Genomic DNA, 26809 nt, shown 5'->3' with positions numbered 1-26809 from the left:
CTCGCCGGGTACCAGCGGCAGAGGGTCGGGGGCAGCTGTACGGTGTTCCCGTTTCGAGGCCCGACCGCAAGGTCGGGCCCTGCCCTTGCCGGAAGAAACCAACCAGCGCCTTGCCATGCGGTCAGTCAGCGCACTCCTCAACGGTGCCCCAGCGCGTGAACTCCGCTCCCGAAGCTCCGGACCACGCAATAGCGAACCGGGTGTACGGCCAGGCGCTTCCCTCAACCCGCCGCTTGCTGAGCAAGCTCTCACAGACCCGCCCGGCCACCATGTCGGACCACTCGTCGATCTGTTGCCGGCTCCAATCGACATGGTTGTTCCACACATACATGGCCGACGTCTTGTCGAACCCGACAGCGATGTCGTCGGTGTCCTCGATCTTCTGTACGCCCAGCTCCGCGGCGGACACGTTGGTTGCCCCCAGAAGGTCATTCATCACCGTGTCCGCGAACCGGATCTCGGACTGGTCGCTACTCGGCCGTGTCGCCTCCGTGTAGCCGGTCATGTCCGGCGTCCAGCTTCCGTCATCGGCGGGAGCGTCTTGCTGGTCCGCGGCTGTCACGCATGTGGTGTTGGTGGTGAAGTCATCAACCCATGACACGTGGGGTGCCCTGCCCGTCGTCTGGTCGACCATCACATATGTGCGGTACGGCAGGTCGGGGTGGAGCCGGATCACCACATCCTGGAGCGTCTGACACATCGCGGTGGCAACCTCGGTCTCGGTGTACATCCTTCCGGCTTCGTCGCCCTTCAGCGTGTAGGCGAGGTAGACCTCCTTGCGCGCCTCGTGGAACGTCACCTTCTCTGGAGAGACCTCTATCCCGTCGGTATGGATGACACCGGTGTCGTGCCACACCGCACGCGCGACATCGTGTTCGCCGCTTCCCTGAGCCGGGCGTGACTCCTTCCACGTGTCCACGCTCGCCCTGCCGTCACCCTGATTCTTCTTCGGCTTGTCGGTGGAGTTCCCGCCCGCCGCGGGGCCCGGGGTGCCCGGCGCCGTGGCGGAGGACATGTTTCCTCGTAACGGCGCTTGTGAGGCCGTGCCGCTGCCGGTGTCCTGCCCCGCGAGAGCCACGGTGCCGCCGACGACCCCGCCCACGACGGCCACGACCACCAGGAAGATGCCTATGGTGCGCGCGCGGGACCGCGTGGGCGGGGCGTTCCAGGCCGGGTCGTCGAGGGTGGGCATGTGCCACTCGGCCGCGATCAGGTCGCCGACCATGGTGGCCTCAAGGCCGGTGTCCACCACTTGCGTTGTCTGGGCGGCCAGCAGTACCGAACACTCCTCGGCGACGGCGGCTGCCGTCGGCCGGTCTTCCGGCTCCTTGGCCAGGGTCTTTTCCACGATACGACGCAACCCATCGGGCATGCCGTCGAGGTCGGCGTCCCCGGATATGACGCGGAACGCGACCACATCGGGTGCGCCCGTGCCGAACGGGAGGCGACCGGTGGCCGCGTAGGCGACAAGCGCACCCCAGGCGAACATGTCGCCATCGGGCCCGGCTGTTCCGGTGCGGTAGTGCTCGGGGCTGATCCAGCCGGGGGTTCCGGTCATCACTCCGGTGCGGGTCACGCTGGTGCCATCGGCGGCGTGGGCGATGCCGAAATCCAGCACGCGGGGGCCGGCGGGGGTGAGGATCACGTTCTGCGGCTTGACGTCACGGTGGACGACGTCGGCGGCGTGGATGGCGGCCAGGGCTTGGGCGGTGCCGGTTGCGAAGGCATACAGGCTCCCGACGGACAGCGGCCCCTGCGCGGACAGGTGCTGGTTCAGGGTGGGGCCGGGGGCGTACGCGGTGGCCAGCCATGGCGCGGCGGCATCGGGTTCGGCCGAGAGCAGCGGGATCAGGTACGGCCCGGTGACGCGGGCGGAGAGCTCCACTTCGCGGCGAAACCGTGCACGGAACTCCGGGTCTTCCGCCCGTGCGGGGTGGATGACCTTCACCGCGACACGGAGCCCCTCCGGGGCGAGCGCGGCATGGACAGTGCCCATGCCGCCCTCGCCGAGACGGCCGACGATCCGGTACGGGCCTATGCGGGCGGGGTCTCCAGGACGGGCGGGCTGGACGCGGGCGGACACTTAAGACTCCCTGCTCGAACGGAGGCAACCATCACGGGGCGGCGCCTCTGCCCGCCGTCTTTGCGGGGCCCGCTGGACGCGCCTGCGATCCGGGCCGCTTCGCATGCGCCTGGCATGTGTGGCCCTTGAACCGCTCCCGCTGGGCCTGGTCGTCGTTGTCACTGCGCGCACCCATGTTCGTGAAGGATGTGAAGAGGTGTGAGCACTGCCGCGTGGGGGACCAACAGGCTGGAGCAGGATATCGAGTTACCAAGGACGCAAACTCCACATACCAGATATCACACCGGCCGGGATGCCGGCCGTTCTCCAATTGCTCCGAGATTGGTACCGAACGGCGGCACGCTTCCTTACAACTTTTCAGCGATCTACTGGTGGAGGTTGCCGGAGGACCTTGTGAAGGTAGCTGGAGGCACCACCGACTCCACGGTGAACCGCTTGTCCGGGGCGCAAGGTGGGCACCTGGGAATGCGGCGGGAGCGGGCACGGTCGGGCAGCGGGGCGGGAACAGCCGGGGATGCGGACCACAGCGTCACGTGCATGTGTGCTCAGCTGCGGGCATTCGTCGATTTGGGGCAGGCGGGGCCACATCGCACGCCGCGCCGCTCGAGGTCGACGCAGACGACGCAGACATCCACATCACCGTTGTCCCAGTCGTCGACGATCTCGACGACGTCCGACAGGTCGGCGCCGCAGAGGGCGCGGTCCGGGTCGCAGCAGTAGACGTGGTCCAGTTCGTCGTCGTCTGCGCGCGTGACGCCGGCCGGGGCCGGGAGAGCTTCTGTGATCACTGCTGCCCTCCGAAGATGTCGAGGTCCTTGGTCTTCCAGTCCTGCCAGTGCCGCACGGACTCGTCCTGGCCGATGGTGTGGGTGCGGTCCACAACACCGACCGGGGCGAGCGCGGGCAGCCTGGAGTGGTTGTACTTCCCGCCCGCAGCGCCGTGGCGACGGGCGCCCAGAACAAGCCGTACTCCCAGGTGACCGCCCGGTACGACCAGTCGTCGGGACCCCCACTTGTGGAAGATCATCGTGACGGCGCCGACATCGAGCGGCCGCTCTTCCAGTTTGCGCTCGTACCAGCCGTCCGCACCAAAATCCAACGGCAGGCGGTACGCACCCACGCGGCCAGAGCCCGTGGGTCGGCCCGGTCCGGGACGACGGAAACCCTTGCCGCACAAGGGACGCGGTGATCTTTCCCTGCGCTGCCGGGTCGGCCGGGGCGGCGTACCGTGCCAGACAGGGGCCGCGATCCAGAGGACGGAACGCCGCCATGGCACACACGACACATCCGGACCTGCCACTCACGAACGCCACCCTGCCCGCCCTCGCGGGGCGCGTCGCGGTCCCCACCTACGACCGGGCGGCGCTCCGGCCGGGCCTGGTCCACTTCGGCGTCGGGGGCTTCCACCGGGCGCACCAGGCCGTGTACCTGGACGAGCTCGCCGAGCGCGACGTCAGCTCGGACTGGGGCATCACCGGGGTGGGGCTGCACAACCCGGCGATGAGCGAGGTGATGAAGGCCCAGGACTGCCTCTACATGGTGGTGGCCCGCGGGCCGGACGAGGACCGGGCGCGCGTCGTCGGCGCGATGCGGGAGTACCTCTTCGGCGGGGAGTCGTCCGAGCCCGTGTTCGACGCGCTTGTCTCCCCGGAGACCCGCCTGGTCACCCTGACCATCACCGGCAGCGGGTACCTCATCGACCCGCACACCGGGGAGTTCGACACCGACGACGAGAACGTCGCGGCCGACCTGGAGGACCCCGGGAACCCGGACACCGTGTTCGGGTACCTCGTCGAGTCGCTGGACCGCCGCCGCCGCGCCGGGACCCCGCCGTTCACCGTGCTCTCCTGCGACAACATGCAACACAACGGCCACGCGGCGCGGACCGCGACGGTGTCCCTCGCCCGGCTGCGCGACGAGCGGCTCGGCGACTGGGTGGACCGGAACGTGGCGTTCCCGGGGTGCATGGTGGACCGGATCACCCCGCATACGACGCCGGAGGAGCGGGACGCGATCGTGGCCACGTTCGGGGTCGAGGACCGGTGGCCGGTAATCACCGAGCCGTTCTCGCAGTGGGTGGTGGAGGACCGGTTCTGCAACGAGCGGCCCCCGCTGGACGCGGTCGGGGTCCAGTTCGTCGACGACGTGGAGCCGTACGAGCTGGTGAAGACCCGGCTGCTGAACGGCAGCCACTTCGCGTTCGCGTACCTCGGCTACCTGGCCGGGTACCGGCTGAGCAGCGAGGTGATGGCCGACCCGGTGTTCCACGAGTACGTGGCCACGCTGATGCGGGACGAGGTGGCGCCGCTCCTTCCCCAGCCGCCCGGCATGGACCTGGCGCACTACCAGCGCACCCTGCTGGAGCGCTTCGCCAACCCGAAGATCCCCGACCAGCTCGCCCGGCTCTGCCGCCGCGGGTCGCAGAAGATGCCGATGTACGTGCTGCCCTCGATCCGCGAAGCGCGGGACCGGAGGCGGCCGCACCGGCTGCTCACGCTCTCGGTCGCCGGGTGGTTCCGGTACCTGCGCGGGCGGGACTACGCGGGCGAGGAGGTCCCGGTGGAGGGGCCGATGCGCGACACGTTGCTGCCCCTCGCGGAGGAGGCCGGCAATGACCCGCGCCCGCTGCTCGACGTGGCGGAGGTCTTCGGCGACCTCGGGAAGGACCCCCGGTTCGTCGCGGAGGTCACCGAGGCGGTGCAGGCGCTGCGGGAGGGCCCGCGGGAGGCGGTGACGGCCTACTTGGCCGCCGCCGGGGAGCCGGGCGGATGACATCGCTGCCGGGGGTGGACGTCGGCGCACTGCGGGCGCTGCTGTGCGACGCCGATGGCGTCCTCTTCCCCTCGGAGGAGCCGGCCTGGGTGGCTTCCGCCGGGACCACCAACGGGTTCCTCGCCGCGATGGGGGTCGACCGCCGGTACACCCCGGAGGAGCTGCGCGCGGTCGGCACCGGGAAGAACTTCCGGTCCTCGGCGCTCACGCTGGCCGCCGAGCACGGCATCCCGGCCGAGCACACCGACGCGGTCCTGGACCGGTGGGTCCAGGCGGAGAAGGAGGACGTGACGGAGTACCTGCGGCAGGTTCTCCACCCGGACCCCGACGTCCTGGAGCCGCTCACCGCGCTGTCCCGGGACTACGTCCTCGCGGTCGTGTCGTCGAGCGCGCTCTCCCGGCTCGACGCCTGCCTGGAGGTGACCGGCCTCGCGCCGCTGTTCCCGCCGGAGCGGCGGTTCAGCGCCGAGGACTCGCTGCCGGTGCCGACGAGCAAGCCGGACCCCGCGGTGTACGCGTTCGCGTGCCGCGCCCTGAAGATCGCGCCGGCGCAGGGGCTCGCGGTCGAGGACTCGGTGCCGGGGGCGCGCTCCGCGGTGGGCGCGGGGTGCCCGACCGTGGGTGACGTGATGTTCGTGCCGCCGGCCGAACGCGCCGAGCGGATCCGGCAGCTGCAGGAGGCGGGGGTCGTGACCGTGGTGCCCGGCTGGCGTGAGCTCGCCTCGATGCTGACCCGCTGACCCGCTGACCCGCTGACCCGCTGGCGGCCCGTCTCCCACGACGCCGAGCTCTACCGGGGGGGCGGAACACGGTGAAGCGCCGCATCACCAAGACCAAGGCGTGGCGGGGGCCCGCCACCGCGCCCCCCATCGCTGAGCGAGCTGCGCCACAAGGAACAGCCCCCGCCCACCCTCATCCGTGGTCGCCGCCCGCCGCAGACGCGGCGAGGTACTGCTGCCGTCCGACACCTCGCAGGTCAAACAGCGCCCGTGCAGCAGCCGTACCCTAATCGGAGTGATCCGTACCGCATCGCGTTGGTGACCAGCTCGCTGACGATCAGGTCCGTGGTGAACCCGATCCTCCTCCAGCCCCCACTCACGCAACTTCTCCCCGCAGCGCACCCGTACCCAGGCCACCGCCGCCGGGTCCGGCGGCACATCCCACTCCGCCACGCGCGACGGCGGGAAGGGGCCGCGGCCAGGTGGAAGGACGCGGACACGACCATGCGTCCGACGATGCGATGGCCGGCCAGCAGGGGCCCGCTCGGCGGGGGTGGACGGGGACGTGGTGACTACTTCAGGCCCTGTCCACCGCCGGACACGGCGCCCGGACAGGCATCCGGACAAGGGCCTGACCAGGCCGGACAGCAGCAGGCCGTCCGGGACAACCTCATGCTGTTGCCCCGGCCCGATCCCTGCCAGCAAGCTCTTGTGCAGCCGGCCGAGGCACTGTCACTGGCCGGCTTCGTACCGGCGCAACGGACCCGATCGGGCAAATCGCCACCGGCCCCACTCATGAGGAGAACACGACCATGCGTCTGCGCAAAAATTTTGCCGCCGCTGCCGCTGTGCTGGGAGCGACCGCCGCCTTCATGGCTCCTGTCACCGCTACCGCCGCGCCTTCGGAGGCTCCTGCCGCTGCCACCGCCGGGCCTTCGGTCGCGACGGGTGTCCTCTCGTACTGGCACGACACCGGAGAGACCTTCAACCGGAAAGCGCCCTGCGACGCGCGCGGCCAGCAGTGGAAGAACGCCAACCCGAGCCGGGTCATCAGGTGGAAGTGCGACTGGTACGGAACCTCCTACCACCTGCTGCTGGAAGTCCGGAACTAGCAAGACATCGTAGCGAGAGGGCCCCGGCGGATGTGATCGCCGGGGCCCTCTCGCCGCGGTGGCTGCCCGCCGCGGGTTTCCACTCCTCCAGAAGGAAGTCGGGACGCAAACGCACCCAGTCTCGCGCGGCTCGTGCCGCTCGGCCGTTCGGTACGTCGAAGGATGCCCGATGGGTCGGACGGCGGCGCGGCGTCGAGCCGCCTCATCCGGACACAGAGGGGACCACCGTTACGGTCCTACGTGTAGACAGGCGGCCCAGCGCAGGGGGTCTGTCGGGTCGTTCCGACGCAACGCGGCCACAGCGGTGTGAAGCGCACGGGCGGCGTTGCCGGGGTCCGGGTTGCCGTGGTGGCTGAGAGCGGTGTACACCTCGTCGCCACATCCGGGGCCGAGCAGTCGTGGATGCTCCACATTGTCGCGATGACATGCCGGTACCCAGCCAACTGCATCGTCGCCGCCAGGTGCATCGCCTCGTCGGGCAGGTTCACCCCACCGGTGGCTGTCTCGCACGCCGACGGATAGGCCAGTTCGGCATGCGGCAGGCGCAGCCCGTGGAGCTCGGCGACGGTGAGCCGCCCGTCGTACAGCACGAAGGCACTCTGCGCCGCATCCATGAGGTCCTGCTCGGCATGGCAGGCGAAGCGGACGATGACGTGGAAACCGCCGGCGCGGCGCCCCCGAGCGGGGGCGCCGCGCCGGCACGCCGGCGGATCTGCCGACCGTGCCGTCGGAACGACGGGGGTGTGACCCCCGACGGATCAGCTCATGGCCATACCCGTCTTGCTGTTGCCCAGATCGTCGACGTACGAGGAGATCCAGGCCAGCGGTGCGTTCCAGTTGATGGTGATCTCGTTGGTGGAGAAGGCCATGATGTCGTCGATGTAGCACATCGCCGGGGCACAGCCCTTCAGCTTCTTGTGAGCAACCGGGTCCTGCAGCCCGGAGTTCGGGCCTCCGGCCAGCGAACCGGGTGCCGGGTTGGGCAGCTTGGCGTCAAGCTGGTGCGCCCAGAAGCGGTGGTGCTGGTGGTGCGAGTTCCGTTCGCCGTAGCCCGTGACGTAGGACTGGTTGAGCGGATTGGCGCCCAGCAGGTAGTCCATGCCACGCAGCACCGCGTCACGGTAACGGGTCTTACCGGTCAGGTCGTGCGCGGTGGCGAGCACGATCATGTTGTTCAGCACCTGGCTGTTGGAACCCCACTCGTACTTGCCGCCCATCGGCGCGTACGGAACGCCGTAGGCCGACTTCGCGGAGTCCGAGGCGTAGCGGTCAGCGGCCTTCGTCACCATCGTGCGCACGGCGTCGCGCTGCTTGTCGGTGAGCTTGTTGGGCACGGTGGCCAGGTCGAGCGCCCCGAGGCCCGCGGTCGACGACCAGGACATGGCGCCGCCGCGCGGGAAGAGCGCGTCGACGTCGCCGTGCAGCCGCGACTCGAGGAACGCCTTGCGGTAGGCATTGTCACCGGTGGTGATGAACAGCTCGGCCGCGGCCCAGTAGAACTCGTCCTTGACGTTGCTGTCGCCGTACGCACCACCGCCCGTGGAGTCCTGATCGCTGGCGAACATGTTCGGGTGTGCCTTGGCCGCGTCCCAGGCGGTCCGGGCCGAGTGCAGGCACCGGGCGGAGAAGTCCGGGTCGTAGGGCTTGAAGAGGCGGGCGGACTGCGCGGCAGCGGCTGCCAGGTTGAGCGTGGCCGCGGTGGACGGCGGGCGCAGCACACGCTGCTGCTTGTCCTGGTCCGGCCGCGTCGGGATCCCGGTCCACTGCTTGTCGTGCGTCTTGTGGAACGCCATGCCGGCGAGCGGCTTGCCCTTGGGCACCTGCATGCGCAGCAGGAAATCCATCTCCCAGCGGGCCTCGTCGAGGATGTCCGGGGTGCCGTTGCCGTGCTCGGGCACCGTGAGCCGGCCATCGCCCAGCGGCTTGGCGTCGGCGCCCTTGGCGGTGCGGGTGCGCTCGAACGCGGACATCAGCTGGGCCACGGAAATACCGCCGTTGACGACGTACTTGCCCTGGTCGCCGGCGTCGTACCAGCCACCGGAGACATTCCGGCGGTAGTCGGACCCGCCCTGCTGGAACGGGACGTCGGTGTCGCCCCGGTGCGGAGCTGCCTTGTCATGACCCGCGGGGCGAGCGTACTTGGCACCTACGAGGTCCGCGTCGATCTTGGTGCCGCTGCGGTTGTGGTAGAAGTACGCCAGCGAGTCGGCGCGCAGCGAGCTGTAGAGGGTGTCACCGATGGTGAACGGCTCGCTCTTCTTCCCGTCGACAGTGACGGTGTATCCCTCACCCTTGCCGGTGACCTTGCTGAAGTCGAAGGTCTGGACGTTCTGCCGGGAGCTCGGGTCGACACCCGCGGGGGTGGTGGTCCCGCTTGCTCGCTTCGTGCCGTCGGCGGCCCTGAGCGTCCACTTCAAGGGCTTGGTGGCGCTGGTGACGACGGTGCCCTTCTTCGGGCCGTGGGTCAGGTAACCGACCTGGTTCACCCGCACCGGGGAGCCGGTGTCGACCTTGGGGCCGGCCGTCTCGGCGCCGCGCAGGGCGCGGTTGTCCACGGCCCCTGCCGCAGGTGCGGTCAGGGCACCCAGTGCCAGGCCTGCGGCGACCGCTGCGCCCAGCATGCGCCGGCGGCGGCGGCCGGTCTGATCGAGGGCGGGACGTACTCGGGGGGCAGGATGAATCAAGACTTCAGTTCTTCCGAAAGGGAACAAAGGCAACACAGCAGCACGGCATGGGGTCGCCGCCGCGACTGAGGGTGTAGTCAGCGAAAGGGCCGTCGACTCAGCTGAAGTGAGTGACGGCCAGGCCGGGAGATCTCCCAGGGCCTGCGGTTTGGGCCGCTCTGCTGCTCACCGAAGAGATCCGCGTACGGGGCCCACAGCAAGCCCACCGCCGGCCGTCGGACCGGAATGGGGGTCGATCACTGTGGATCACTGTGGATCACTGTGGGTAATGTCACGTACGCGCTAGGTGGCGCTAAGCGATGGGCTTTCCTTGCATCCGGCCATGGATCCTTCGGCGTCTTTTTCCATACCCCAGAGGCTAGGGAACCGACCTGGCCTGCAGCTTCGTACGCTTAGTGGAAATCTATTTACACCAAGCGACCGAATCCCGCCTACGTCAATTGAGGTATCCCAGGCTCGGCGGCGCGCCGTGGCACAGCCTGGACCCGCGGCATCCGCTCTTCGGCGCGGCGACACCCTCGGAGGCGATTGATAATTCAACAAGACCGACCCCATCCCTCGTGCCGTTCGTAAAGTCATCGCCGCAGGTGGGCGGGGTCCGACGGCTCCCTGGGATCATGTCCGCGCATCGTGTCCTTGCCGCACAAGGCAGCTCGGAGACTGCTGTCCGTTCCGTCGGCACTGATCCGCAGCGGGGCGGCGAAGGACAAGGACGCGGAGCTGCTCGCGCTGCGGCACGAGAACGCGGAGCTGCGATGGCAGTGGTCCGGCCCGGTCCGCTACGAGCCGGCCGGCACCGCCTGCGCGCCGGTCTGGACCAATGCGTCCAGCACGACGACCGGCGAAGACGGCACCGCGGACTCCGCCTGCGACCGCCCCGGCCAGGCCACCCCACCGTCGGCCTCCCCCACGAACGGCTCACACGCCGCCCCTCCTCCGCGGACTCACTCAAGGCGGCGGACTCACTCAAGGAGTACGAAAGAGCACGAGTCCCGGACACCGTTTGACTCATGCACGGATAGTGTCCAGCAAGCCGATTGTGCCTCTACGCTAAGTGTTCGCGACGATGGGTATGCCGGATGAGCGCGATGGCAGGCGCGCTTGTCGGGTGCGAGGGGGGACGCACGTGTCGGAGCGGTTGGCGGAAAACCGTGCGCGGCGCCGGGTGCTGGGGGAGATGGTGAATGTCTTGGGAGGGTCAGCGGCACTGGCCGACGCCCGCGGTCGGCACCAGTGGCGGCGAGAGCTGTGCGAGGTGTTCGGCGGGCTGGAGCTGGAGCAATATCCGACTCCCCACCAGGAGTTCTACGAGGCGGTGCGCGCGTGCGGCGACCTGCCCGGGGGGCTGGAGGCGCTCTTGGAGATCACCGGCTTCGTGGCGCCCTCGCTCACCCACCGGCTGCGGCCCCTGCTCGATGAGTGGAACGCGGCCGATCTGTACCGGGGACGCGACTGGGCGGCGCTGCGGCAGGCGCTCGACATCGGCATACCCGAGCTGAACGCGATCGTCGCCGAGGTCTGCGGGGACCGATTTCGTCTCCCTGCCCACTGCACCACCGCCTGGCACACCTTCCTCCATCTGGCATGCCGCAACACCCCGCCTGGAGGTCTGCCGCCCAGCATGGTGCTGCTGGAGCATCTCGCCCTCCACCCCGACCTGGCCTCCTCGGTAGGCGAGTTGCACGCCTGGAACGATCACTTCGCCCACGAGTGGGGCGTCGCGGACGGCGACGACGGACTGATCTCGATGCGCGCAGGCCTGGCCGGCGGCCGTACGGTGGATGTCCTGCCCCTGGGCGGCCGAAGCGTGGACGGGCTCGGCGCCGAGCCGGAGCGCCCAGTGATCAGGCTGTTCGTCAAGGTGGCGCCCGATCTGACCCCGGTGGACGCCAAGGGCAGAAAGCAGGGGCGCAGAGAGGCACGCTACAGACTTGCCGCCCGGGTGAGATACGCAGAGTCCTCCGGGCTGCACCAGGAGCCGCAGGGCGAGCCCCGCGAACTGGTGACGCGCAGCAGGATCCCCGTCGCCGTCGCGGAGCTGCTGACCCGAATGGCGGAGCTGTGGCAGTCGCGTGCCGAAGAAGTGGTATTGGAGTTCTTTTTGCCCACTGAGCTGCTGAACGAGCCCGTCGAGTGGTGGAATCGAAACCCCCAACTGGGCTACTCCAACCCCATTTTGAGCAAGTACCACGAAATATTCATTCACAGTCTGGAGCGAGTGCAACGACGCGAGCTCCATCACGCCTGGCGCATGCGCTGGGCCCGGTGGAAGAGCCGGCCCGAGCAGGCGGACGTCCACTGGTGCGACACCGAGGGTCGCTCGACCGACGAGCACCTCGCATTGCTGGACGCGCGGATCGGGAGACGGGACGAGGTGGTGGCTATGGTGCTCAGCGAGCCCCCGAGGCCGAGAAGCGGGCTGGGGCTGCGCGAGTTGCGGGTGGGGCTTGATCTCGGGGTCCCCGTGCTGATCCACCATCGTGAGGACAGCGCGTCGGAGGCCTTTCGCAGTGTGGTGCGCGAAGGACTGGCCGAGGACGGTCTGGCGAAGCTTCCTGAGCGTGCGAGACAGTGGAAAAGCGACTGCGCCGCTGGTGGAAACGGTTCACAGGAAGACCCGGTCAGGGACCTCAGCGTGATCTGGGACAACCCCGAACTGCTCCTCGACGGTGGACCGTGTGCTCCCGCCACTTTCGTAGGGGGGATCGATTGAACACGCCCGAGAGGGGCGGAGGGGCCGGCGTTCCGACCGCGACCAGCGAACTCCTGTACCAAGGGACGGGAGCGGTGCTGCCCGATGCCCCGTACGAGGAGCGTCAGTGGCCGGAGGGGCCGCGCTGGCGGACCTTCCAGGGCGAGCCCTGTCTGCCCCAGCCGCCCGACGACGACGAGGCCGACCGGCGGCTCGGCCCGGTCGGTGCGGTGCGCAGGCCCTCGGCGGAGGAAGTCCGTCTGGTCAACGCCGCGATCCTGCTGCGGCGCCCGCTGCTCGTCACCGGCCGCCCCGGCGTGGGCAAGTCCACCCTCGCCTATCGCATCGCCCGTGAGCTGCGGCTGGGCCGGGTGCTCCAGTGGCCCGTCACCTCCCGGACGACCCTCGCCTCGGGGCTCTTCGAATACGATGTGATCGGCCGCGCGCAGGCGGGTCAGGCGTGGTACGCGGCACGGCAGCCGAGCGGCGCGGCGGACAGCTCCGACGGAGGCACAGCTTCCTGCGACGAAGCCCGCGTGGACATCGGTGAGTTCATCCAGCTCGGCCCGCTGGGCACCGCGCTGCTCCCCCATCGCTTACCGAGGATCCTGCTCATCGATGAGCTCGACAAGGGCGACGCCGACCTCCCGAACGACCTGCTCACGCTCTTCGAGGACGGCTGGTACGCCGTGCCACCACTCGTACGGGTGAAGCGCCAGTCCCCCGAAGTGATCGTCCACACCGCGGATCCGGGCAGAACCGCTCCCATTGCGGGAGGTCTTGTCACAACTCGGTCATTCCCCCTGGTCATCATGACCTCCAATGGGGAGCGCGAGTTCCCGGAGGCGTTTATGCGCCGCTGCCTCCGATTGGATATACCGGACCCCGGCCCGGAGGCACTGGGCGAGCTGGTCGCCGCGCACTTCGCCGACCAGCTGGGGGACATGCACGACAGGCTGGTACGGCACTTCATGATGCGCAGCGAGCAGGTGAACGGCCTGGCGGCCGATCAGCTGCTCAACGCCGCCCACCTGGCAACCTCCGGCGCGTACACGCACGCCGAGGGCGACGACGCCGAGTGGCGGGCCGTCCTCGGCGCGATCTGGCATCCCCTGAGTACCGACGTACGCGCCGACGGGGCGGAACCGAGTGCCTGAATGCCCGTCGGTACCCGAGTGGACCGGGGCGGATGGTACGGCGGAAGGCCCTGCCACCTCCCCGGACCACGGACGCCTGCCCGTCGGCGGGCTGCGGTGGTGGGAGGTGGCGGACGCGCTGTGGCTGGCCCATCACCACCCGGAGCTGGCCGGGCCATCGGAACCTGATGAGCCACCGGCCCCCGGGGAGCCGCAGCCCGCCGCGCCGAGACCGGAGCCCGAGGTCCCGCCGCCGGGCGCTCGGCCATCGGACGCAGGGGACGAAGACCAGCCACCCAGCCGTGAACGGTCGGCAGCCGACACCACATCGCCGACGGGCGACGACAGCGAACCACCTGCTCACCACTCACCGGCACGCCTCCCACCGCCCGGGCCCCCGCAACCGCCGGCGCCCCGCCCCGCCGATGACCCCGCGCCCAGGGGACCTGCCTCATCCACCGACCGGGCCTGGCGGCGGCCTTGGCCACGAGCCAAGGCGGCCGACGGCCTCCACAGGGCCTGGGTGGGGGACGCGTTACGCCCCCTCCGCCAGCGGATCCGGTCGACGCACTACCAGGAGCTGGACGAGGAGGCGACCGCCGAGCGGCTGGCCGAGGCCTCCGGCCTGCCCCCCGTGATGGGCCCGAGCACCGAGCCCCGCTGGGACGCGGTCCTGGTGGTGGACGCGGGCCCGCACATGATGCTCTGGGCCGCCCTCGCCCGGCGCTTCGCGGCGACGCTGCGCCGCCACGGCGGCTTCCGAGATCTGCGGCTTCGCTTCCTGGACACCCGCTCCGACCGCCCGGACGGGGTCGTCCTGCGGGGCCCCAACCGCCGGTCGAGGCCCCAGCCGCCGAGGAGCCTGGTCGACCCCACCGGGCGCAGGATCGTCCTCCTCCTCACCGACGGCCTCGCCCCCGCCTGGCGCGCGGGTGCCGTGCAGGAGGCGCTGGCCGTGTGGGGCCGCCATCAGCCGGTGGCCGTACTCCACACGCTGCCGCAGCGGCTGTGGCACCGCACCGCCCTCGACCCGCGGCGGGTCCGGCTGCGCGCCTCCGGTCCCTGGGCTGGGGGCGCCCGGATCGACTGGGAGTTCACCGAGCCCCCCATCGCTGCACCCTCCACGGAAGCGCTCGCCGGTCGGCGCCCGGTCCCCGTGCCCGTCCTGGAGATCGCCGACGAGTGGATCGCCCCCTGGGCCCGCTTCATCGCCGGGAAAGGGCCCCGCTGGACCGAGGTGGCCGCCCTCCTCGTGCTCCCGCGCCGATCAGAAGCCCCCTCCCCACGGCCGGGGTACGCCGGGACCCCTGCCGGCGCCGCGGAGCGCGTCGCCCGCTTCCGGGTGTGGGCCTCACCGGAGGCTTTCTCCCTCTCCACCCGGCTGGCCGCGGTCCCGCTCGACCTCCCCGTCATGTACGCCGTACAGCGCCGCACCCTCCCCCGAACGGGCCCGGCCCATCTGGCTGAGTTCTTTATGAGTGATCTTGTCGAACCCATGCCGGGGAGCGGCGGGCACTCCTTTCTCTTCCGTCAGGGAGTGCGTGAGGAACTGCTCGCTTCGAGCACCCGGCAGGCGACCGAACTGGCGTCCAGAATCGCTGCGGAGATCCTGGCGCCGCACAGCGGTGCCGCCCGCGAGCTGCTCATCCACCTCAGCGGCGAGGACGTCCCCGGAGAGCCCGAGGTCACCGGGGAGAACCTGCATTTCCGAGAAATCGAACACGCCGTCCTGGAGGCACTGTCCGGGACCCATTTGCGCCGCGCCCGCCGAATTCAGCGAGTCATCCGCACCGCCTGTGCTTCATCGGATCAGAAGATTGACCCAACGGCGCGCGGAGAGAGTAACCCTGCCGAACACAACGAAGGCCCTGCCACAGTGAATATTCCAGGAACGCCCGAGACGCCTGTCCCTTCGCAGCAGGGAGGTGCAGGCGGCGACGGTGCACTTCGAGGAGGTACGACTGTGACCGCGGTTTCCCAGGGCGCGACGACGCCGGAATCGGGCGCGACGCTCGATCGAGGCTCCTCCGGACCGTCGATGCGCCCCGCCATTTGGGGAAACATGCCCCCGCGGAACCTCGTCTTCACCGGGCGTGAGGATCTGCTGGAGCGCCTGGAGCGTGATCTCAGTGACGGCCCGACCGCAGTGCTTCCGCATGCGCTGCACGGCATGGGCGGTGTCGGCAAATCCCAACTGGCCCTGGAATACGTTTATCGACATGCTTCCCGGTACGACGTCGTCTGGTGGATTCCGGCGGAGCGGCCCACCCAGATCGCCCAGGCGCTGGTGGAACTCGCCCAGCGGCTGCGCCTGCCGGTGACCGGCGAGGCCATCACCGCGGTCCCCGCGGTCCTGGAGGCGCTGCGCACCGGGAACCCCTACGGCAATTGGCTGCTGGTATTCGACAACGCGGAAAGTCCGGAATCGGTGCAGGAATTCTTCCCGAGCAGCCCGGAGGGCGGTCCCTCCGGGTCCATCCTGGTCACCTCCCGCAACCCGCAGTGGAATACGCTGGCCCATCCGCTGGAGGTGGATGTGTTCGAACGCTCCGAGAGCATCCAGCTCCTGCAGCGCCGCAACCCCGACCTCCCCGACGGGGAGGCAGACCAGCTCGCGGAGGTCCTCGGCGATCTGCCGCTGGCGGTCGAGCAGGCATCGGCGTGGCGCGCAGAGACCGGAATGCCGGCCGCGGAGTACCTGCGGCTCTTCGAGGAGAAGCGGGCCGAGCTGATGTCGGTGTCGCCGCCGACCCAGTACGAGCAGACGGTGGCCACCGCCTGGAACGTCTCGTTGGACCATCTGGCGAGCAAGAACCCGGCGGCCCTGCAACTGCTCCAGATCTGTGCGTACTTCGCGTCCGAGCCGGTGGCACGGTCGCTGTTCTCCGGCGCCGCCGTCGAGCCCATCGCCCCGGACCTGGACCGGGCGCTGACCGACCCGCTGCGGCTGGGCCGTGCCATCCGGGAGATCAACCGCTACTCCCTGGCCAAGATCGACCACCGCAACAACTCCATCCAGATGCACCGCCTGGTGCAGGCCGTGCTGATCGCCCGGATGACCGAGGAGCAGCGCGAGCGCATGCGGCGCGGCGCCCATATGCTGCTGGCCGCCAACGCCCCGCGCGACCCCCGCGACCCCGAGCACTGGGGGCGGTTCGCCGACCTGTATCCGCACGTGGTGGTCTCCGAGGCCGTGGAGTCGGACTCCCGCAACGCGCGGCAGATGATCATCAACATCGCGCAGTACCTCTACTTCTGGGGCGACCACGAGGCCGCACGTGACTTCGGCCAGCAGACGTACGACATCTGGAAGGAGAAGCACGGTGAAGGCGATCAGCACACCCTGCTGCTCTGCCGCGATCTGTGGTACGTGCTGTGGCGGATGGGCCGCTACGCGGAGGCCGCGGAACTGAGCGAGCGCATGCTGGCAGAGGTGCGGGAGCTCGGCTCCGACGCGGAGGAGGAACTTCTCTCCACCCTCGGTCAGGTGGCCGCCGACCGCCGTGCCCAGGGTGACTTCCGGGGATCGCTGGAGATCGCCGAGGAGGTGTACGAGCGGGCCGTGCGGGCGTACGGCGACGAGGACCCGCTGACGCTGATCCACGCCCACAACATGGCCGTCGCCCTTCGGGCCTTCGGCCGGTTCCAGCGCGCGTTGGATCTCGACCAGGAGACCTATCGGCGCAATGTCCTGCTGTATGGCGAGGAGGCGTACGACAGCCTGCTCTCCGAGATGGGTCTGGCGCTCGACCGGCGCGAGGCGGGCGACTACGACTTGGCCGCGCGGATGTTCGAGGAACTGGTTGAGAAGTTCCGCCGGGTCTTCGGCGAGATGAACCCGAACACGCTGCGGACGGTGGGGCGGCTGGGGGTCTCCCGGCGCAAGGCGGGAGACCACCCCGGAGCGATCGAGCTCAGCAGGCCTGTGCGCAAGGCCCTCACCGAGCGATATGGCGAGCGGAGTCCGGACTCCTTGATCGCCTCCCTCAACCTCTCCGTGGATCTACGGCAGATGGGCGCCCTGGACGAGGCCATGCGGCTGGGGCAGTCGACCAGGGAGCTGTACAAGGAGGTTTTCGGCGAGGGCCACCCGGACACCACCGCCGCCGATGTGGACCTGGCCATCACCCTGCGGCTGCTCAACAAGGTGGACACGGCTCGCACCATCAACGAGTCGGCGCTCAGGCGGGCCCGTGAGGCCCTCGGCGACAGCCATCCCTATGTGCTGATCGCTTCCGCCAACCTGGCCAGTGACATGTTCGCGCAGGGCGATGCCGCCGCAGCCGCCGAACTCGACCGCGGCAACCTCGAGGTGGTCAAGAGCACCCTGGGCGAGACGCACCCGACGGCGCTGGTCGTGATGGGCAACCTGGCCTGTGATCTCAGGGCGCTGCGCCGGAGCGACGAGGCCGAGACCCTGCACACCGTGGCGGTCAAGGAACTCCAGGCCAAACTGGGCGAAGGCCATCCCGCCTGCGCCGACGCGGCGGCCTGGCGGCGTGCCAACTGCGATGCCGACCCCATGCCGCTCTGAGGCGCACCCGCGGCGGGCCGAAGCGCCGGTCTCAGGCCGGCGCTTCGGCCGTACGGCCGACCCACGCGGCGACCGCGACGGGATCCGCCGACTCTCCCGTCGCGTCCCCGATCGCCCGGTGCACCGCACGGACCAGTTCCGGATACTGAAGCAGTGCCCGGCCGGCCGCCTGGTGCGCGCGGGAGACGTCCAGGGCGAGGCGAAGGCCCGCCCAGGCGCCGGCGGTGGAGTGGAAGACCGCGCCACCGCCGGGCGCCGCGCCCGGCCCGGCGCTGATCTCCTGTGCGTACAGCTCCCGCGCGGCGATGACATCCCCGGAGACGAGAAGAAGGTCGGCGGGCCTGGCGCCCTCGACGGTCACGCCGAGGCGTTCGGGAGCCGCCCGGAGCTTCGCGAGCGCGGGTTCCATCAGCCGCATCCGCACCAGTACGGCCCGAGCGTCCAGGTTCCGGGCGGTGGGGTCCGGCACCAGGCGGGGCGCCGGGCAGCCGCGCCACGGAGTGATGCGCGGAACCGGACGGCCGGTGCGGCCACCCGTGATCCAGTGGTGGGCCATCTCCGCCACCAGCGAGGGATCCGGTGCGAGGTGGTGCAGCCGCCAGCTCACCGCGTGGTCGTCGGCCGCCCGCTCGGCCTCGATGACATGCGCCTTGGGGACGGAGGCGTCCGTCCAGTCCGATACGGTCTCGGTCAGCTGCCCCAGCAGCCGACGGCCGAGCCGGGTCAGCTCCGGGTCCTCGCACAGCGAGGGCAGCACCCGCAGCAACTGGTCCCTGCGCAGAGCGAACTCGAAATGGGCCAGCGCCGCCTCGTCCGGGGGCGCACCGCCGTTGAGCACATGCCCGCGCCAGAACCGGGCCACCGCGGTGAAGGCGTAGACCCCGTGCAACATCCCGCGCAGCGGCCGCGGATCGTCGCGCCACGGCGCGTACAGCCGCTGCTGGTTCTCCTGCGTGTGCAGTGAGTACATGTGCATCAGGGCGCTAAGTTTGCTGTGCTGGACCTCATGGGTGAGGATCGCCGCGAACTGGGGCGCGCCAGCGGTCTCCGATCCCGTCGGCGCCGAGGCGGCCAGACCGCCCATGCCGTCACCCATCGTGGCACTGTGCCAGCGGAAGGGCGTCGATGGGGGCAGCGGCTCGATGGAGCGGAGGCAGGCGGCGACATCCTCGGCCGCCTGCGGATCGGCGCGCCGCAACAGGGGCCAGGCGCTTCCCAGCAGCTCGGCCCAATGGTCGGCTCGCTCGTCCGACGAGGGTGAGCGCTGTCCGGCGGAGTCCGCGGGAAGGATGCGATAGGGGCTGAGGTCGCTGAGGTGGACCTCCATGGGCCCCTCGGGGAGTTCGAGTGCGAGGCTGGCCGGTGGCTGCCATCCGGGGACGGCCCGCCGGGAGGAAAAGGGCACCCGGAGCGTTTCGCCGCCGTGGCGGAGGGTCAGCGCGTCCCCGTCGAAGCCCGCCTGCACGGCCCTCGAGCCCGATACGCCGGGCAGGGTGGCGCGTCCCAGCGAGGGAAGCCAGACCGCCCCCGCACGGGAGGGGAGGCGGAGGGAGAAGGACAGGCCGGTGCGTACCGCGGAAGCCGCGGCGATGAGGTGCAGATGCCCGGTGTCCACCCACAGGGGTGGATCCTCGTCCAGCGGAGCCCGGCCCCCTCGTAATCGGCGCAGTGTGTGCTGGAGCCAGACGCCGGTTTCGGGAACCAGCAGGATGTCGTCGGTCACCGCGCGGCTCTGCCGCTCGGCCGCGCTGAGCAGCTCCCATGCGTGTTCGAGGTGCGCCAGAGGGCCGACGGCATCCGGACGATCGGCCGCCATGGTCATGAGAAGTCCCAGGAGAAGCAGCCGATGGCTGCGCTCCGCGTCCCAGAGGTGGGCGATGACCGCCGCCCCGCCGCCACCGGCGGCCAGGGCGTCGAAGTGGCGTGGGGGAAGCCCATGCCGCGGGGCGCGCGCCGAAACCGGAGGACGGTGCTGCCCGAAGGGTGATTGGCCGCCGCTGCCGACAGGCGTCACATGGTCCAACTGGGATTGGTGTCAGCGGAGACAGAGGCTGGGCCGCAGAGCTGCCGCAACAGCCGCTGTTCGATCTGATCCCACTCGAGACCGCATCGTGCGCGCAGGTTCTCAAAACTGACGCCCGTCAGATCGAGCAGTTCCGACTCGATGACGGTCCCAGGACGATCCATCCCGCGATGACCTCCCCGATTCCGGGCCTTGACTCCTCCCGTTCACCCATCATGTCCCAGCACAGGACCGACGGGTAGCCCGCGTCTCGGACACCTTTTCAACCTGGTCGCCGTTCAACCACCGTCGAACCCGGGCATCTCGGCCAGAATCCCGGCCAGCTCCCGCAGCGCGTACGACCCGGAGTCCACCACGTTGACGGCCTTCCACAGCTGGGTGAGACCGTCGGGAAAGGCCAGGCAGGTCTCCACCACGCCCACCAAGTCCACCCGGGTGATCGGCGATCGGGGCAGGCTGCCGTGGATCTCGGACGGGAGCAGTCCGAGGACCTGACCGCGTGCGGCCGGGTCGGCCATCACCGGGACCGCCTCCAGCGCCAGAACCAGCCGCTTGCGCTGGTCGAGGCCCGGCCTGCCGCCCGGCCTCGCGGGCGGCTCCGGGCCCTGCCCCTGTCCACGTCCCCACTCAGGCATCCGTTCGCCCCCTCCGACGCCCAGGCACGCATTATACCCTCCCCGAACCCGGTCCACCTGCCTTGACCTGCGGATTCGCGGTGGGAATCGAGTGCCCGGAAGGTTCACTGCTCATGACTTCCGGCCGCTCCGCCTGACCTTGGGCAAGGGTCCTCGACTGGCTCGTTTCTCCTCACGCGAACGTGTTGCAAGACCGCAGACCGCGTCCCGCGGCACGAAGTGGCCCGCGAAGGCAGCACCCGGAGCCGCGCCCGTCGTGGCCGGATTGCGCGCCCCGTAGCGCTCCCGCATGGCTTCACCGGTCCTGACCTGGGGTGACGGGCCCAAGGGTTGCGCGGCAGGAGGGCGCTCGTGCTTGTTCGCATGCTCTACCTGATCGCCACGCGGATCTTGATACATCATCGGCCCAGCTCACGGGCTCGCTGGTCGATCGGGCCAGCAGCGGAACGCCGCAGCGCTCGGCGAGGGGACGCGGCGCAGATACCGGTACGGGGGTCCTCACAGCGGACGGTGGCCTTGCGCGGACGTCAGCGGCTCTGCTCCAGCACCCGGACCAGTTTGTTGGCGAGGAGTTCGGAGGAGGCCGGGTTCTGTCCGGTGTGCAGGTTGCGATCGTCGACGACGTGGGCAAGCCAGGGCGCCCCTTCGTCGAAATCCGCACCCTTCTCCACCAGGCGGTCCTGGAGCAGCCACTTCGCCTTGGAGGCCAGGCCCACAGCCTCCTCCTCAGCATTGGTGAACGCGGTCATCAGATAGCCCCGGAACGGCCAGTCGCCGTTGGGACGCTTGGCGGGGAGCAGCGCAGCGGGCGCGTGGCACAGCAGCGCGAGCAGGCGCCCCGAATCCAGTCGACGCGTCAGCAGGTCCCCGGACGTCTCGTTGACGGCCAAGTCCTCCATGGGGCCGTGGCCGCCGGGATAGAAGATCACGTCGTAGATGCTCTCGTCCGCCGCCACGTCCTCCAGACGGGCAGGGCTCTCAAGGGGAGCGCCGATCGAGGCGAGGTAGTCGGTCAGGGCGTCGACCTTGTCCTTGTCGCCGTCGTTGAATTCCAGCATCAGGCTTGCCCGGTCCACCGTCGGCGGAACGCCGCCCGGCGTCGAGATGGTGATGTCGTAGCCCGCATCACTGAGGATCCGGTGCGGTACGACCAGCTCCTCGGCCCAGAAGCCCGTCGGGTGCCTTGTGCCGTCCTTGAGTGTCCAGTAGGAGGCCGCGGAGACGACGAACAGGGCATAGGACGGTGGCTTGGCCATGGCGCGTCCCTTCGCTGTGGCTGCGGTCGGGCCGCCGCGGCGGCCCGCCTTTCCATTCATAGCAGCTCCCCCGCCGGCTCGCAGAACCTGTTTCCGGAGCGCACCAGCTGCTGGGCGGAGGTGGAGTCTGCTCACCAGCGAGCAGAGCCTTGTACCCCGGTTTCCGCACCTCGGACCACGGCGGTAGACCGCGGCGGTCGCCCCCCGTAACCGGTGGGCCGTCCCACGGGCGGGTGCCGCGCCACCGGACGCCACGGGACCGCCCGACAGGAACGGCACCGCTGTCACGAGCGGTACCACCACCGTCAGGGACCGGCCACCCTCGGCGATCTCTGTGGAATCCAGCCCGGTCAGTTCGGCGATGCGGTGGACGGGGATGCCGCCGGCCAGGGCCCGGCTGATGAGGCGTTCACGGTCGGCGTTGGTGTGCCGGAAGGCGCGCAACTGCACCTCGAGCTCGGCCGCGGGGGCAAGGGAGCAGGCGCGTACGCGGGCGGCTCCGAGTACCGCATTCGTCGCGGGCCTGCCGCGCGCCGCGCCGGGCAGCGGCCTCAGCCTGCTGCCCCGGTCGGCGGCTCAGCCTGCGGTCGGCACCGATGGTGGTTCCTCACCGAACCACAGCCGGTACGACTTCGCATACTGGCCGTTGCGGCCCGCGTCGGCAAGCGCCGCGTTGATCTGCCGCAACAACGCCGTATTGCCCTTCCGCACCGCGAACCGGGCCTGGTACGCCTTGCCGAACTCGGCGGTGACATGCAGGTCCTCGTCCTTGTGCTCCGCCACGGCGTTCTTCGCCACCGCGTTGCCGATGACGACCGCGTCGACCTGCCCGGCGAGCAGCATGAACACCACTGCCTCGGGGGAGTCGAAGCGCTTCACCACGATCTTCTTGCTGTGCTTGGTGTTGTAGGTGTCCAGATCGTCCGGAAGTCCGGACGACCTCGTCGTGCCGACCTGCTTGCCGGCCAGCTGGTCGAGCGAGGTGTAGCGCTTGTCGCCCTTGACGAGGATCGCCGTCTTCTTCGTGAAGTAGGGGACACTCAACGACATCTGAGGAAACGCCGACGGCGAGTCCGGCGAGATGCCGCCAACCACGTCACACACCTTCCTGTTCAGCACGGTCCCGTCGAGCACCTGGTCGATCGGGGGGGTGCTGTCGAACTCGGGCGGGATGCTGATCCGGTCACCGATCCGCGAGAGCATCTCGACGTCGAAGCCCTTGATACGGCCGATCTCGCTGCCGTCGACGCTCTGCGAGGTGTCGGTGGTCTCAAGGAAGGGCGCCTGGGCCGTCCCCCTGCAGACGGTCAGCCGGCCCTTGTGAGCCAGCGCCAGCTCGGTGCCCGCCGGCATCTTCGCCATCGGGCGAGCGGGCGACGCCGAAACCGAGGGGGACGCCGTCGACGCGGCCGGGCTGTGGCTCTTTCCCGTGCCATCCCCGCCCGCAGAGCCTCCCGAGCCACCGTCCGAACCGCCTCCGCAGGCGCTGACGAGGATCAAGGACCCCGCCGTCAGCACACTCCCCGCGATCGTCCGTGCTTTCATCTTCGTACCTCCAAGGCATTTGCGTGCACCGCCCCCGGGAACCTCCCGGAGCGGGTCAGGGGCCTATCCGCGCAGCACTGAATGATGGACCACGTGTCCGCCGCGGGCCGTCTTGTACGTGACCTTCGTATCGGCGCCCGTCTCCTTCAGGTCTTGATGACCTTCGAGGGAGCCACGGTGGGGGCCGTCGCCGTGCGGGGCCATCCGAGCGGCCGTGACCGCCTTGACCGAGGCCATGCCATTGCGCTCGCCACAGGGAATCCGGACGAGGCCGCCGGCCGGGTCGCAGGTGAGGCCGAGGTTGTGTTCCATGCCGAGCTCGGCGGCGTTCTCGTTCGGGGGAGCCGCCCAGCACCTCGGCGAGGCCGCCGGCGCCCATGGAGCAGGCGGAGCCGACCTCGCCCTGGCAGCCGGCCTCGGCACCGGAGATGGAAGCATTCTCCTTGACGAACATGCCGATCGCGCCCGCCGCGAGGAGGAACCGGACCACCCCTCCTCATCGGCACGCGGACGACCACCACACTCCCGGCAATCGGTCCTCACATAAGAGCCCGAAACGAGAAGAGTGCCCCGCGCGGCTCCGGCCCGGCGCCCAGTCGACGCGGCCCGCGGTACCCCGTCAGCCCGTGATCGTGATCCGGGCCAGCTGCGCGGTCTGTTCCAGCGCGGCGCAGAACCGGGCCTGCTCCTCCACGTGGTCGTAGGCATCTATCACGGCCTTGTCGCCGGTGCGGGTCCTGACGTGGTAGCCCTTGAGGTTGTCGGCCTTCACATCGAGAAGCTTGACCTCCCGGCCCACCCGCCGCCTCGTGAGCGAGGCAATGTCCCCCCAGGGCAGCACCAGCAACTTGCCCCCCTTGTATCTCACCAAGCCGCCATCGAAGACGTACCAGCTCTGCGGCTGCCGGATCAGCGTCCTCACGCCCATCACCGGCGCGACGAGGCCGTAGGCCAGCACGGCCAGCGGGACGATGACGAGGAACCTCAGGCCGGTCGTCCCAACGACCCACATCAGCAATCCACTCAGGGGCAGGGCAGCCAGACCGGTGAGGATCAGCCCCCGGGCCATGGAGACGGGGCGCCCCGGGACCTCCCGGGCTGCGATCTCGCGGCCCAGCCCCCGTTCCTGCGCGGCGGCGGCCACTCGCGGCCGGACCAGGTCTGTTGACATTGGGTCATTTCTCCTTGGAACAGGGTCATTTGTCGTGCCACTGATGCGGCGTCGAAGGTCAGGCGATGGTCGGCCTGGCGTGGACACCACCCCCTGGGTCACCTGCCTTGGGGGCGCTCCTCCGGGCTGACTCAATTTCTCCACGGCATCGAAGTTGTCGGTGCAGGGAACACCGTCGCAGGGTGCAGCGGCGGTGCGGTGGCCCCGAGCAGGGTCGCGGGCTTCCGGGCCACCGCAGCCTGCTTGCGTGCTGTTCCGATCTTGATCCCGGCCCTTGTCGCCACAGGTCCTCACACAGATTTCGAGCGCGCGAACCACCCCGGGCCATGCTGCTGTCCACGGCTGCGAGACGCCTGCCCCGCTTCGCACGCCGTGGTGATCCTGACTCAGCGAGCATGTCGGGAACCTCAAGAGATGTCGTTGTCCGTCAGCGCCCTGCGGTTGACGATGGCCGCCGTCCCACTCGCCTTGTGCAGGTGGCGGTAATGGCTGGGAGCCATGCCGAAGGTAGCGAGGAATAGGCGGCTGAAATGGGCCTTGTCAGCAAAACCCCAGCCGGCCGCGATGGCCTGGATCGTGCGGTGGTTGTGGTGGGGGTCGGTCAGCTCTCGGCGGCAGTTCTCCAGCCGGCGTTGGCGTATCAAGCCGGCGACAGTCAGACCCTGGGTCTGGAAGAGGCGGTGCAGGTGACGGGTGGAGATGTTGTGGGCGGCGGCGACCATAGCCGGGGTGAGGCCGGGCTTGCCGAGGTGCTGTTCGATGAACGCGCGGATGCGCAAAAGCAGGACGTGGTGATGGGTCTCGGGCGGCAGATGTCGTTCCGTGTCGAGATGGTGAGCGCACACGGCGGCCAGCAGGTCGATGGTGATGGTCGCCAACCGTGAGGTGTCCGCCACGGTGTACGAGGCGGCATCGGCGGCCATCTGCCTGAGGAAACCGGCCAGCAGCGCGCCCATGCCCTCGCGGCCGGACAACCGGACGGCGGTCAGGGAGCGGATCTTGCCCTGCGGCAACGGCAGGAGTTGCCGGGGAAACTGCACCATGATGCCCTCCACGCTGCCGGTCGCCGCTGTTGCCCAGCCGTGCCAGGGCCGCGAGGTGTCGTAGAGCATCAGCTCGCCCGCAGAGCTTGTCGTGTCGAGGCCTGCCTGGATGAGCCGGTGGCCTCCGCGCAGGTTCAGCATGAGTTGGCAGACCTCGGGATCGGACCGCCGGATCAGCTTCGCGGGTCGGTGCGTCTCCAGCGGCGGATACCTCAGCGCGGAGATCTGCACCAAGCCGAGGTCCAGCAGCCTCAGCTCCGCCTCGAAATCCGAGGCGTGATCACTGCCCAGTGTATTGGGGATCAGCGTGTCGGCCGTCAGACCGCACCAGTGGTCGAATCGTTCCGCCGCAGGCAAGTAGCTCGTAGAGAACTCTGTGACCAGCACGTCGGCTCCTTCTCAGTCAGCATCCCGAACACCATTGTCGCCAGCATCGGATCCCGTCTCGTCCCTCAAGGCCGCCGTCGCCAACCTCACCCGTTCCCTCGCCCCTGCCGGCACAACCCACTCGATGCCCTCGTCAAGGTTCTCCAGCAGACCGGGAACATCTCCGCGGCCGAGCCTGTCGTAGAGCGCCGCCACGACCTTGCTGCCGGGGAGATCTCCCGAGGCAAGGCGGTTCGTGTCGTTGTCGATGGTCCGACCGGAAATCGCGAGCTGCGCGCCGATCTCCTTGTTGCTCAGCCCTCGAGCGGCCAACCTGAGCACATCAACCTCGCGTTCGGTCAGTCCTGCGGGGAACCCGAGCTGTGGCCGCGGCAGCCCCGCCGCCTCCAGCACGAGCGCGCAGGCCTGACGGTCCAGCGCGCCCGCCTCGGCCTGCTGTCTCAGCAGTTCGGCCGCGGCGTCCACCTTCGCGACGGCGACCTGGGACCGGCGAATGCGGTCTCGCCGTCCTCATGTCCCACAGCGAGTTCCGCAACAGCCGCCCCAGGGTCCAGCCGGTCGCACGCCGGCGGTCCAGGTCGAGGACCTCGGTCAGCAGGTCGAAGCGGCGCCGCACCACGCGCAGGGGGTCGCCCTTCGCGACGAAGTCGTCGCACCGGCTGTCCAGGGCGGGCCACAGATCGAAGCCGGGATCCCCGGCGAGCGGCTCGGGGTCGATGGCGAGCCACGGCTCGCGCTCCGCGGCGAGGACGTTGTCGTCGTTCAGATCCCAGTGCAGCATCCGGTCGCCGGGCTCGCCGACCAGCTCGGCCACCGGCGACGCCCGGCCACGCAGGAGCGGCTGATCGGCGGGGTGGGCCAGGGCCGTCACCGCCTGCGGCACCTGCTCCGGCATCTCGGTGGCGATGTCACCGAGGCTCCGCAGCCGTTGCTCAGAGCCTCAGCGGCTCTCAGCATTCCGGGCATTTCGACCGGGAAAGTCCGTCACGTCACCAAAGCGTGAGGGCTTCGGCTTGA

The 26809-nt window shown here is 69.7% G+C and carries 18 protein-coding genes and 4 pseudogenes; 6 read left to right on the top strand and 16 right to left on the bottom strand.

The features are described 5' to 3' along the window. Nucleotides 1-121: 121 nt before the first annotated feature. The 3 genes from ABZS71_RS13240 to ABZS71_RS13230 all read right to left on the bottom strand — a co-directional run bounded on the left by ABZS71_RS13240 (nucleotide 122) and on the right by ABZS71_RS13230 (nucleotide 3182). Nucleotides 122-2083 (bottom strand): serine/threonine-protein kinase, encoded by a 1962-nt coding sequence (locus tag ABZS71_RS13240; RefSeq protein ID WP_356209608.1) that lies wholly within the window; start codon nucleotides 2081-2083, stop codon nucleotides 122-124. A 545-nt stretch (nucleotides 2084-2628) separates the two neighbouring features. Continuing rightward, nucleotides 2629-2871 (bottom strand): hypothetical protein, encoded by a 243-nt coding sequence (locus tag ABZS71_RS13235; RefSeq protein WP_356209605.1) that lies wholly within the window; start codon nucleotides 2869-2871, stop codon nucleotides 2629-2631. Next, nucleotides 2868-3182 carry a hypothetical protein gene (locus tag ABZS71_RS13230; protein ID WP_356209602.1) on the bottom strand — a complete coding sequence of 105 codons (315 nt, stop codon included), beginning with the start codon at nucleotides 3180-3182 and terminating at the stop codon, nucleotides 2868-2870. Before ABZS71_RS13230 ends, ABZS71_RS13235 begins: the two co-directional genes overlap by 4 nt. Nucleotides 3183-3352: 170 nt before the next feature. Here ABZS71_RS13230 and ABZS71_RS13225 point away from each other — a divergent pair, with 170 nt between their 5' ends. Beyond that, nucleotides 3353-4855 (top strand): mannitol dehydrogenase family protein, encoded by a 1503-nt coding sequence (locus ABZS71_RS13225; protein ID WP_356209600.1) that lies wholly within the window; start codon nucleotides 3353-3355, stop codon nucleotides 4853-4855. Further along, nucleotides 4852-5595: an HAD family phosphatase gene (locus tag ABZS71_RS13220; protein ID WP_356209597.1), complete on the top strand. Its 744-nt coding sequence runs from the start codon at nucleotides 4852-4854 to the stop codon at nucleotides 5593-5595. The genes ABZS71_RS13225 and ABZS71_RS13220 overlap by 4 nt, the downstream gene beginning before the upstream one ends. 84 nt (nucleotides 5596-5679) lie before the next feature. Here the strand turns inward: ABZS71_RS13220 and ABZS71_RS13215 are convergent. Then, nucleotides 5680-6036: pseudogene (locus tag ABZS71_RS13215) on the bottom strand (ATP-binding protein); the annotation flags it as partial. A gap of 350 nt (nucleotides 6037-6386) precedes the next feature. On the opposite strand from ABZS71_RS13215, the gene ABZS71_RS13210 reads away from it, so the two are divergent. Continuing rightward, the gene (locus ABZS71_RS13210; RefSeq protein WP_356209594.1) at nucleotides 6387-6686 is read left to right on the top strand and encodes a hypothetical protein; all 300 of its coding nucleotides are present in this window, start codon (nucleotides 6387-6389) and stop codon (nucleotides 6684-6686) included. Between the two features lie 236 nt (nucleotides 6687-6922). On the opposite strand, the gene ABZS71_RS13205 is transcribed toward ABZS71_RS13210, so the two are convergent. Beyond that, a complete protein-coding gene (locus tag ABZS71_RS13205; protein WP_356209839.1) occupies nucleotides 6923-7336 on the bottom strand; it encodes a CHAT domain-containing protein in 414 nt (137 codons plus the stop codon). 108 nt (nucleotides 7337-7444) lie between these two features. Further along, on the bottom strand, nucleotides 7445-9307 hold the full coding sequence (locus tag ABZS71_RS13200) for a glycoside hydrolase family 9 protein (RefSeq protein WP_356209591.1): 1863 nt from the start codon (nucleotides 9305-9307) through the stop codon (nucleotides 7445-7447). A 1243-nt stretch (nucleotides 9308-10550) separates the two neighbouring features. Between ABZS71_RS13200 and ABZS71_RS13195 the strand changes: the two genes are divergently transcribed. The 3 genes from ABZS71_RS13195 (at nucleotide 10551) to fxsT (ending at nucleotide 17732) form a co-directional block, all read left to right on the top strand. Beyond that, the gene (locus ABZS71_RS13195; RefSeq protein WP_356209836.1) at nucleotides 10551-12083 is read left to right on the top strand and encodes a hypothetical protein; all 1533 of its coding nucleotides are present in this window, start codon (nucleotides 10551-10553) and stop codon (nucleotides 12081-12083) included. 74 nt (nucleotides 12084-12157) lie between these two features. After that, entirely contained in the window at nucleotides 12158-13219 is a 1062-nt protein-coding gene (locus ABZS71_RS13190) for a MoxR family ATPase (protein ID WP_356209588.1), read from the top strand. Beyond that, nucleotides 13212-17732 carry an FxSxx-COOH system tetratricopeptide repeat protein gene (gene fxsT / locus ABZS71_RS13185; protein ID WP_356209586.1) on the top strand — a complete coding sequence of 1507 codons (4521 nt, stop codon included), beginning with the start codon at nucleotides 13212-13214 and terminating at the stop codon, nucleotides 17730-17732. Before ABZS71_RS13190 ends, fxsT begins: the two co-directional genes overlap by 8 nt. 31 nt (nucleotides 17733-17763) lie before the next feature. On the opposite strand, the gene ABZS71_RS13180 is transcribed toward fxsT, so the two are convergent. From ABZS71_RS13180 to ABZS71_RS13135, 10 genes and pseudogenes are all read right to left on the bottom strand, one after another. Beyond that, nucleotides 17764-19746, bottom strand: coding sequence for an HEXXH motif domain-containing protein (locus ABZS71_RS13180; protein ID WP_356209834.1), 1983 nt, complete (start codon nucleotides 19744-19746; stop codon nucleotides 17764-17766). 287 nt (nucleotides 19747-20033) lie between these two features. Then, nucleotides 20034-20390, bottom strand: a complete 357-nt coding sequence (locus ABZS71_RS13175) for a hypothetical protein (RefSeq protein WP_356209584.1) — start codon at nucleotides 20388-20390, stop codon at nucleotides 20034-20036. 527 nt (nucleotides 20391-20917) lie between these two features. Beyond that, entirely contained in the window at nucleotides 20918-21646 is a 729-nt protein-coding gene (locus ABZS71_RS13170) for a type 1 glutamine amidotransferase domain-containing protein (protein WP_356209582.1), read from the bottom strand. Nucleotides 21647-21979: 333 nt separating this feature from the next. Further along, nucleotides 21980-22192: pseudogene (locus tag ABZS71_RS13165) on the bottom strand (DUF6003 family protein); the annotation flags it as partial. 30 nt (nucleotides 22193-22222) lie between these two features. Beyond that, nucleotides 22223-23008, bottom strand: a complete 786-nt coding sequence (locus tag ABZS71_RS13160; RefSeq protein ID WP_356209580.1) for a transporter substrate-binding domain-containing protein — start codon at nucleotides 23006-23008, stop codon at nucleotides 22223-22225. Between the two features lie 246 nt (nucleotides 23009-23254). Beyond that, nucleotides 23255-23681 (bottom strand): annotated as a pseudogene (locus ABZS71_RS13155) (L-serine ammonia-lyase, iron-sulfur-dependent, subunit alpha); the annotation flags it as partial. Between the two features lie 129 nt (nucleotides 23682-23810). Next, nucleotides 23811-24362: a hypothetical protein gene (locus ABZS71_RS13150; protein ID WP_356209578.1), complete on the bottom strand. Its 552-nt coding sequence runs from the start codon at nucleotides 24360-24362 to the stop codon at nucleotides 23811-23813. 407 nt (nucleotides 24363-24769) lie between these two features. Beyond that, nucleotides 24770-25792 (bottom strand): helix-turn-helix domain-containing protein, encoded by a 1023-nt coding sequence (locus ABZS71_RS13145; protein ID WP_356209576.1) that lies wholly within the window; start codon nucleotides 25790-25792, stop codon nucleotides 24770-24772. 12 nt (nucleotides 25793-25804) lie between these two features. Next, nucleotides 25805-26257 carry a helix-turn-helix transcriptional regulator gene (locus ABZS71_RS13140; RefSeq protein WP_356209572.1) on the bottom strand — a complete coding sequence of 151 codons (453 nt, stop codon included), beginning with the start codon at nucleotides 26255-26257 and terminating at the stop codon, nucleotides 25805-25807. A 46-nt stretch (nucleotides 26258-26303) separates the two neighbouring features. Further along, nucleotides 26304-26717: pseudogene (locus ABZS71_RS13135) on the bottom strand (aminoglycoside phosphotransferase family protein); the annotation flags it as partial. Nucleotides 26718-26809 lie beyond the last annotated feature (92 nt).

It is taken from the genome of Streptomyces sp. NPDC005393, from assembly GCF_040606675.1.
Lineage (GTDB): Bacteria > Actinomycetota > Actinomycetes > Streptomycetales > Streptomycetaceae > Streptomyces.
Note: the sequence above shows the minus strand (reverse complement) of the source record. Positions and strands in the feature narration are given on the sequence as shown.

Coding starts and splice junctions, on each gene's coding strand:
- ABZS71_RS13225 (WP_356209600.1), top strand. CDS start 3,353: ATGGCACACACGACACATCCGGACCTGCCACTCACGAACGCCACCCTG.
- ABZS71_RS13220 (WP_356209597.1), top strand. CDS start 4,852: ATGACATCGCTGCCGGGGGTGGACGTCGGCGCACTGCGGGCGCTGCTG.
- ABZS71_RS13210 (WP_356209594.1), top strand. CDS start 6,387: ATGCGTCTGCGCAAAAATTTTGCCGCCGCTGCCGCTGTGCTGGGAGCG.
- ABZS71_RS13200 (WP_356209591.1), bottom strand. CDS start 9,307: ATGCTGGGCGCAGCGGTCGCCGCAGGCCTGGCACTGGGTGCCCTGACC.
- ABZS71_RS13175 (WP_356209584.1), bottom strand. CDS start 20,390: ATGCCTGAGTGGGGACGTGGACAGGGGCAGGGCCCGGAGCCGCCCGCG.
- ABZS71_RS13170 (WP_356209582.1), bottom strand. CDS start 21,646: ATGGCCAAGCCACCGTCCTATGCCCTGTTCGTCGTCTCCGCGGCCTCC.
- ABZS71_RS13160 (WP_356209580.1), bottom strand. CDS start 23,008: ATGGCGAAGATGCCGGCGGGCACCGAGCTGGCGCTGGCTCACAAGGGC.
- ABZS71_RS13150 (WP_356209578.1), bottom strand. CDS start 24,362: ATGTCAACAGACCTGGTCCGGCCGCGAGTGGCCGCCGCCGCGCAGGAA.